6 protein-coding genes and 1 pseudogene are annotated in these 6,536 nt (G+C 63.2%); 4 read left to right on the top strand and 3 right to left on the bottom strand.

All coding sequences use genetic code 11. From position 1 onward, the window contains the following. Together ENZ75_RS16470 and ENZ75_RS16465 are read left to right on the top strand one after the other, a co-directional pair. On the top strand, positions 1-357 hold a 357-nt coding region (locus ENZ75_RS16470), incomplete at its 5' end, for an alkaline phosphatase PhoX (RefSeq protein WP_128278183.1). 145 nt (positions 358-502) lie between these two features. Beyond that, positions 503-727: a hypothetical protein gene (locus ENZ75_RS16465; protein ID WP_024502214.1), complete on the top strand. Its 225-nt coding sequence runs from the start codon at positions 503-505 to the stop codon at positions 725-727. Here the strand turns inward: ENZ75_RS16465 and ENZ75_RS16460 are convergent. Next, positions 719-1,907 (bottom strand): annotated as a pseudogene (locus ENZ75_RS16460) (NAD(P)/FAD-dependent oxidoreductase). The gene ENZ75_RS16465 and the pseudogene ENZ75_RS16460 sit on opposite strands and share 9 nt — an antisense overlap. A gap of 343 nt (positions 1,908-2,250) precedes the next feature. Here ENZ75_RS16460 and ENZ75_RS16455 point away from each other — a divergent pair. Further along, on the top strand, positions 2,251-3,288 hold the full coding sequence (locus tag ENZ75_RS16455; protein ID WP_063169630.1) for a phosphatidylglycerol lysyltransferase domain-containing protein: 1,038 nt from the start codon (positions 2,251-2,253) through the stop codon (positions 3,286-3,288). A 155-nt stretch (positions 3,289-3,443) separates the two neighbouring features. Here ENZ75_RS16455 and ENZ75_RS16450 read toward each other — a convergent pair whose 3' ends face one another. Then, positions 3,444-4,205: an ABC transporter permease gene (locus ENZ75_RS16450; protein ID WP_013528680.1), complete on the bottom strand. Its 762-nt coding sequence runs from the start codon at positions 4,203-4,205 to the stop codon at positions 3,444-3,446. After that, positions 4,202-5,128 carry an ABC transporter ATP-binding protein gene (locus ENZ75_RS16445; protein WP_024502216.1) on the bottom strand — a complete coding sequence of 309 codons (927 nt, stop codon included), beginning with the start codon at positions 5,126-5,128 and terminating at the stop codon, positions 4,202-4,204. The genes ENZ75_RS16450 and ENZ75_RS16445 overlap by 4 nt, the downstream gene beginning before the upstream one ends. Positions 5,129-5,388: 260 nt before the next feature. Between ENZ75_RS16445 and ENZ75_RS16440 the strand changes: the two genes are divergently transcribed. Then, on the top strand, positions 5,389-6,536 hold a 1,148-nt coding region (locus tag ENZ75_RS16440), incomplete at its 3' end, for a cytochrome ubiquinol oxidase subunit I (RefSeq protein ID WP_164887844.1).

The following is a 6,536-nucleotide window of genomic DNA, read 5'->3' as shown; positions in this document are numbered from 1 at the left end:
GTCGATTCGGCCGGGCGTCTCTGGGTCGCGACCGACGGCCAGGGCCCGAAAGCCACCGGCCGCACGGATGGTCTGTGGGCGGTGGACACGGAAGGGGTGGCGCGGGCGACCTCGAAACTGTTCTTCCGCGTGCCGATCGGCGCCGAAATGTGCGGTCCGCTGTTTGCGCCCGACGACCAGACCGCCTTCGTCGCCGTCCAGCATCCGGGCGATGGCGGCGAGGACTGGGAAGCGTTCGGCCGCCCGTCCTACTATGAGGATCTGTCGACGCGCTGGCCCGACTTCAAGCCCGACATGCCGGTGCGGCCGTCGGTGGTCGCCATCACCAGACAGGGCGGCGGCAAGATCGCGGTCTGATTGCCCTCCAGCATGGGGCGCAGCAGCGGAGCAGATTTGCACCGCTGCCGCCCTTTGAAGTCGCGGCATGGGGTGAAGTCGGTCAAGCCTCGGGAAAGATTGGCAATTTAAACATGGCGCCCTAGGTCTTTATCAGGAGATCGCCATGTCGAAGTCCGTCTATGACCGTGGCTTGCTCAAGCCAGCCGATATCGCCAAGCTGCAGCGCGTGTTCGACGAGGCCTGCCGGCGGCGCGAGGCACATCCCGATTCCGCCGACGCGCGGGAAATCGCGCTTAACCTGCTCGCCCTGCACAATGCCGGCATGGAGGAAGAGGACATGCTGATGGAGGCCGTCGGTTTCCGGCGGCTGGAACCCAAATCAGCGTGATGCGCCGGGTTGGTGCGAGGCCGACCCTGCAATCCGTTTGGCGATCGCCTTGGCCAGGATACCGGCATTGGCGAAGCAGCCGCGAATGCTCGGCCGCATGCCGGTGAACCACAGACCGGGCAATTTCGGATCGGCTTGCCCGCCGTTGAAGAGCGGAACGCCCTTGGCGTCGAGCACGCCGAGCTTGCCGACCATCGGCTCCAGCCCGGTGCGGTAGCCTGTCGCGGCAATGACGATGTCAGGATAGATCAGGCTGCCATCGGCCAGGATCACGCCGTCACGGGTGAATTCCCTTATGCCAGGTACGACGGTGATCTTGCCGGCCTTTGGCGCTGACGGCGCCGTCGTCGGCGGCGATCGCGGTGTAATCCGAGGTCAGGCGGCTGGCGCCGCCCGCAGGCGCGGGCGGCAGGCCGAATTTGGTCAGGTCGCCGAAAGCCAGGCGCTGCGTCGCCGACATCACCGCGTCGGCGACCCGCAACGGCAAGCGAGCCATGAACGGCGAAAGCCGGTGCACGGCGATCTTGCCGATGCGCTTGGGCAGCAGGGCGGGACCGCTGCGGGCCGACAGCCAGATGGCGGCCGTGTCTATGCCGGCCAGATGATTGAGCGCATCGAAACCCGAATTGCCAGCGCCGACGACCAGCACTTTCTGGCCCGCATAGGCCTGTGCGTCACCGAAATCCGCCGAATGGATGATGCGCCCGACGAAATCCTTCATGCCTTTCCATTCGGGAATGAACGGCTGCCTGTCGCGGCCGGTGGCGACGACGACATTGCGGGCCAGCCGCAGGCCAGCGCTGGTCCGTACCGCCCAGTGATCGCCCTTGAAGGCAATCTCTTCGACAGCGACGCCAAACTGCACCGGCAGCCGGTTTTCCTCCCTGAAATCATTCATGTGGCGGATGACGACCGTCCGGTGCGGAAAGGCGGGGGTGCCGGGTGGATAGGGGAGACCAGGCAGCGAAGAAAGATCGCGGTGGGTGTTGAGATGCAATTGCTGGTGCCGCCGGTGCCATGGCTCAGCCAACCGGCTTTCCTTTTCCAGGATCGCCGTCGGCACGCCGGCGTTCATCAAGGCGTGCGCGACGGCCAGCCCGGCAGCACCGGCGCCGACGACGATTGCCGGCTCGACCTTGGCCGGCAGATCCACAACCGATCTGATTGTCGTATCAGTCATTCACTCGAATCCCGTTCGACGCCAGGCTGGCAGGACGCTGTAACCGTTTGATCCCGCGCAGGATCCCTGCAGCAAACCGCGGCCGAAATTTCGAGCGATGCGAATTAGCTCCGTACGCCGGGCCGCGGTTGCGCTCTATATGGCATATGCGCGATATCAACGGTAATCAGGTCGCGGCAATGTGATTGATTCGAGGCTCGGGGTGGCTGGCGGGTCTCGGTTATCCCCACGCGCATGCCCGAAATCGACTCCGATTTTCGAGTCATGCGCAGAATCAAAGTGTTACAGCACCTTGGCGCGTCCTGGACGGCCGGCGCTGTAGGCGGCACGCGGAATCTCGACCATGCCCTCCTTGCGGTTCTATTTCGACAAGATCCTTGAGGCCGCCGCGCCCGAGGTCGAGCGGCAGGCGCTGACCCATGTCGAACGCCTGGCACTGGTGCGCCGCTATGGCGACTTCTCGCTCGCCTATTCCACCGCCGTGCAAGGCAAGCTCTCCTATTTCGGCGACGCCGACGGCTACATCGCCTTCGGTACCAAGATGAAGCACCATTTCGCGCTCGGCGACCCGGTGGCGGCTCCGGCGCGTCGGGCCGATTACATCAAGCGCTTCGTCGAGACCGCCGGCAGCCCGTGGTTCGTGCAGGTCGGCGAGGACACCGCACGCGTGCTGGCCGGCCTTGGCTACAAGGTCAATCGCCTCGGCATCGACACCCGCCTCACCCTGCCCGAGCATGATTTTTCCGGGAAGCGCAACGAGACCGTGCGCTACTCCGAGCGCTGGCTGCTGAAGAAAGGCTTTTCGTTCGACGAGGACAAGCGCACGATTTTTCTGGATGAAATTGCCCGGCTTTCGGAAAACTGGCGCGGCGACCGCATCGTCAAGCGCTGGGAGATGGGCTTTCTCAACCGCAACTTTGCCGACCATCTCGGCACCGACATGCGCCGTTTCGTCCTGCACGGTCCCGACGGCGGACTGGTCGCTCTGCTCGACTTCGACCCGCTGTGCCGCAACGGAAAGGTCATCGGCTACACGACGGCCTTCAAGCGCAAGCATATCGACGCTTCGCCGCATGCCGAGGTCGGCCTGACCAAATTCGCCGTCGATCGTTTTCGCGAAGAGGGCATCTCGGTGGTCACGCTCGGCCTGTCGCCGATGCTCGATATCGGGCCAAGCGGCTTTGCCGAAAGCGATTTCTGGCGCAATGCCTTCCAGCGCGCCTACGATTCGCCCTGGGTCAATCGCCGCAGGTTCAACCTGCAGGGCCAGGCGGCCTTCAAGCGCCGCTTCCACGGTGTCGAGGAGCCGGTCTACATCGCTTTCCGCAAGGGGACGTATGTCGAGATGCTGGGGTTGCTGCGGCTGGTCAAGGCGATCTAGATGTATCGATATTCAGGTGAGGCCGGCCTGCAAATGGCGGCTTCCTGCGCTTCCGGTGCTCACGTACGAAAAGTACGCTCCGCTCCGGTTCTCGGAATCCGCCATTTTCGACTCGGCCTGACCTGAATCTCAACAGACCTGGCGGCGTTCTGCCGTCAATTCCTCAACCGATACCCTGTCCTGAAGATCCAGGCGACGATCGTTATACAGATCAGCAGGAAGACGACCGTCATGCCGAGGCTGACGCCGACCGAGACGTCGGACTTGCCGTAGAAGCTCCAGCGGAAACCGCTGATCAGATAGACGACCGGGTTGAACAGCGTGATCGTGCGCCAGACCTCGGGCAGCATGTTGATCGAATAGAAGCTGCCACCGAGGAAGGTCAGCGGCGTGATGATCAGCAGCGGAACCAGTTGCAGCTGCTCGAAACTCTTCGCCCAGATGCCGATGATGAAGCCGAACAGGCTGAAGGTCACCGCCGTCAGCACCAGGAAGGCGAGCATCCAGAACGGATGCAGGATGGTGAGCGGCACGAACAGCGAGGCGGTGGCCAGGATGATCAGGCCGAGGATGATCGACTTGGTCGCGGCACCGCCGACATAGGCGATGACGATCTCCAGATAGGAGACCGGCGCCGACAGAAGCTCGTAGATCGAGCCGACGAATTTCGGGAAATAGATGGCAAAGGAGGCGTTGGAGATCGACTGCGTCAACAGCGACAGCATGATCAGACCCGGCACGATGAAGGCGCCGTAGCTGATGCCGTCGATCTCGGTGATGCGCGAGCCGATGGCCGAGCCGAAGACGACGAAATACAGCGACGTCGAGATGACCGGCGAGACGATGCTCTGCAGCACGGTGCGGAAAGCACGTGCCATTTCCATCCGGTAGATCGCCCATACTGCGCGAAGGTTCATGGCTCCCTCCTCACCAGATTGACGAAGATCTCCTCGAGCGAAGAGTTTTGCGTGTCGATATCGCGGAACTGGATGCCGCCGGCCTCGAGATCGCGCATCAACGAGGCGACGCCGGGCCGCTCGGCCTGGTTGTCATAGGTGTAGGTCAGCTGCCCGCCATCGGGCGACAATTCCAGCGCATAGCGCGAGAGCGCCTCGGGAATGGCCGTCAGCGGATTGCGCAGTTCCAGCACCAGCCGCTTGCGGCCGAGCTTGCGCATCAGTTCGGCCTTGTTCTCGACCAGGATGATCTCGCCGCGGTTGATGACGCCGACGCGGTCGGCCATCGCTTCGGCTTCCTCGATATAGTGCGTGGTGAGGATGATGGTGACGCCGTCCTCGCGCAGCCGGCGCACCATCGCCCACATGTCCTGGCGCAGCTCGACGTCGACGCCGGCGGTCGGCTCGTCGAGGAACAGGATGCGCGGCTCATGCGACAGCGCCTTGGCGATCATCAGCCGGCGCTTCATGCCGCCCGACAGGGTGATCGCCTTGGCATCCTTCTTGTCCCACAGTGAGAGATCGCGCAGCACCTTCTCGACAAAGCCGTGGTTGGCCGGCTTGCCGAACAGGCCACGGCTGTAATTGACCGTCGCCCAGACGCTCTCGAAGGCATCGATGGTCAGTTCCTGCGGCACAAGCCCGATCAGACCGCGCGCGGCGCGATAATCCTTGTTGATGTCGTGGCCGTCGACGGTGACGGTGCCCGACGAGCGGTTGACGATGCCGCAGACGATCGAGATCAGCGTCGTCTTGCCGGCGCCATTGGGCCCAAGCAGCGCGAAGATTTCGCCGCGCTGAATGTCGAGATTGACTTCCTTGAGCGCGGTAAAACCGGTGGCGTAGGTCTTGGAGACCCCGGAAATGGACAGGATGGAAGGCATGGATGAAAACGGCTGCTTGAAGAGGTCCCCTGATATAGGCCGAATGTCGGTGCTTGCAACCGCAAGTCAATGCCCTGCTGACAGTTCTCGACAATCGTTGCCGGCCGGCCATTGCAGGTGCGGCGCACAGGCCCGGAGTTGCGCGGCATGCAACCGGCAAAATTGTCCTGTGGCGTTCAGCCTCGCGGCAGGACGCCGCTTTGACCTGAACTCGCTTCGGGCCTATTCTTCGCGAGTATTTGCAGCAGCCGGAGCCCATCATGGACCCGCTCATACTTTCGCGTATCCAGTTCGGCGCGAATATTTCATTCCACATTCTATTTCCGACGATCACCATTGCGCTGGGTTGGGTGCTGCTGTTCTTCAAGCTGCGCTACAACGCGACCAACGATTCCGCCTGGATGCGCGCCTATTTCACCTGGGTGAAGGTGTTCGCGCTGTCCTTTGCCATGGGCGTGGTTTCGGGCGTCACCATGAGCTTCCAGTTCGGCACCAACTGGCCGGGCTACATGGAAAAGGTCGGCAACATCGCCGGGCCGCTGCTGGCCTACGAGATTCTCACCGCCTTCTTCCTCGAAGCGGCCTTCCTCGGCATCATGCTGTTCGGCTTCCGCCGCGTTTCCAACCGCATCCACACACTGGCGACGGTGCTTGTCGCCGGCGGCACCACCGTCTCGGCGTTCTGGATCATCGCGCTCAATTCCTGGATGCAGACGCCGGCCGGCTTCGAGATGCGCGACGGCGTGGCGCATGCGGTCGACTGGTGGGCAATCATCTTCAACCCGTCGATGCCCTACAGGCTGACCCACATGCTGCTGGCGTCCGGGCTGACGGTGTCGTTCCTGGTCGCTGGCCTGTCGGCGCTGCGCTATCTCACCGGCGACCGTTCGGAATCGATGTGGAAGGCGCTGCGCACCGGCGTCTTCACGGCCGCGATCCTGATCCCGATTCAGATCTTCGCCGGGGACCAGCATGGGCTGAACACGCTGGAGCACCAGCCGCAGAAGATCGCCGCCATGGAGGCCAACTGGAACACCGGCCCCAATGTGCCGCTGGTGCTCTTCGCCCTGCCCGACGAGGCCGCGAAGGAAAACAAATTCGAGATCGCCATTCCCGACGGCGCCAGCCTGGTGCTGCGGCACTCGACCAGCGGTGTCGTGCCGGGACTGAACGATTATCCCGGCAACCATCCGCCGGTCTTTCCGGTGTTCTGGGGTTTCCGCGTGATGGTCGGCACAGGCATATCGATGCTGCTCGTCTCATGGTCGGCGGCCTTCTTCCTCAAGCGCCGGCACAGCCTGCCGAAGCCGCTCGCCATGCTGATGGTACCGATGGCGCTGTCGGGCTGGCTGGCGACGCTGGCCGGCTGGTACACCACCGAAATCGGCCGCCAGCCCTGGCTGGTGAC

The sequence above is a fragment of the Mesorhizobium sp. M7A.F.Ca.CA.002.04.1.1 genome (assembly GCF_004022805.1).
GTDB classification, from domain to species: Bacteria; Pseudomonadota; Alphaproteobacteria; order Rhizobiales; family Rhizobiaceae; genus Mesorhizobium; species Mesorhizobium ciceri.
The sequence above is the reverse complement of the archived record's forward strand: the minus strand, read 5'-3'. Positions and strand labels throughout refer to the sequence as shown.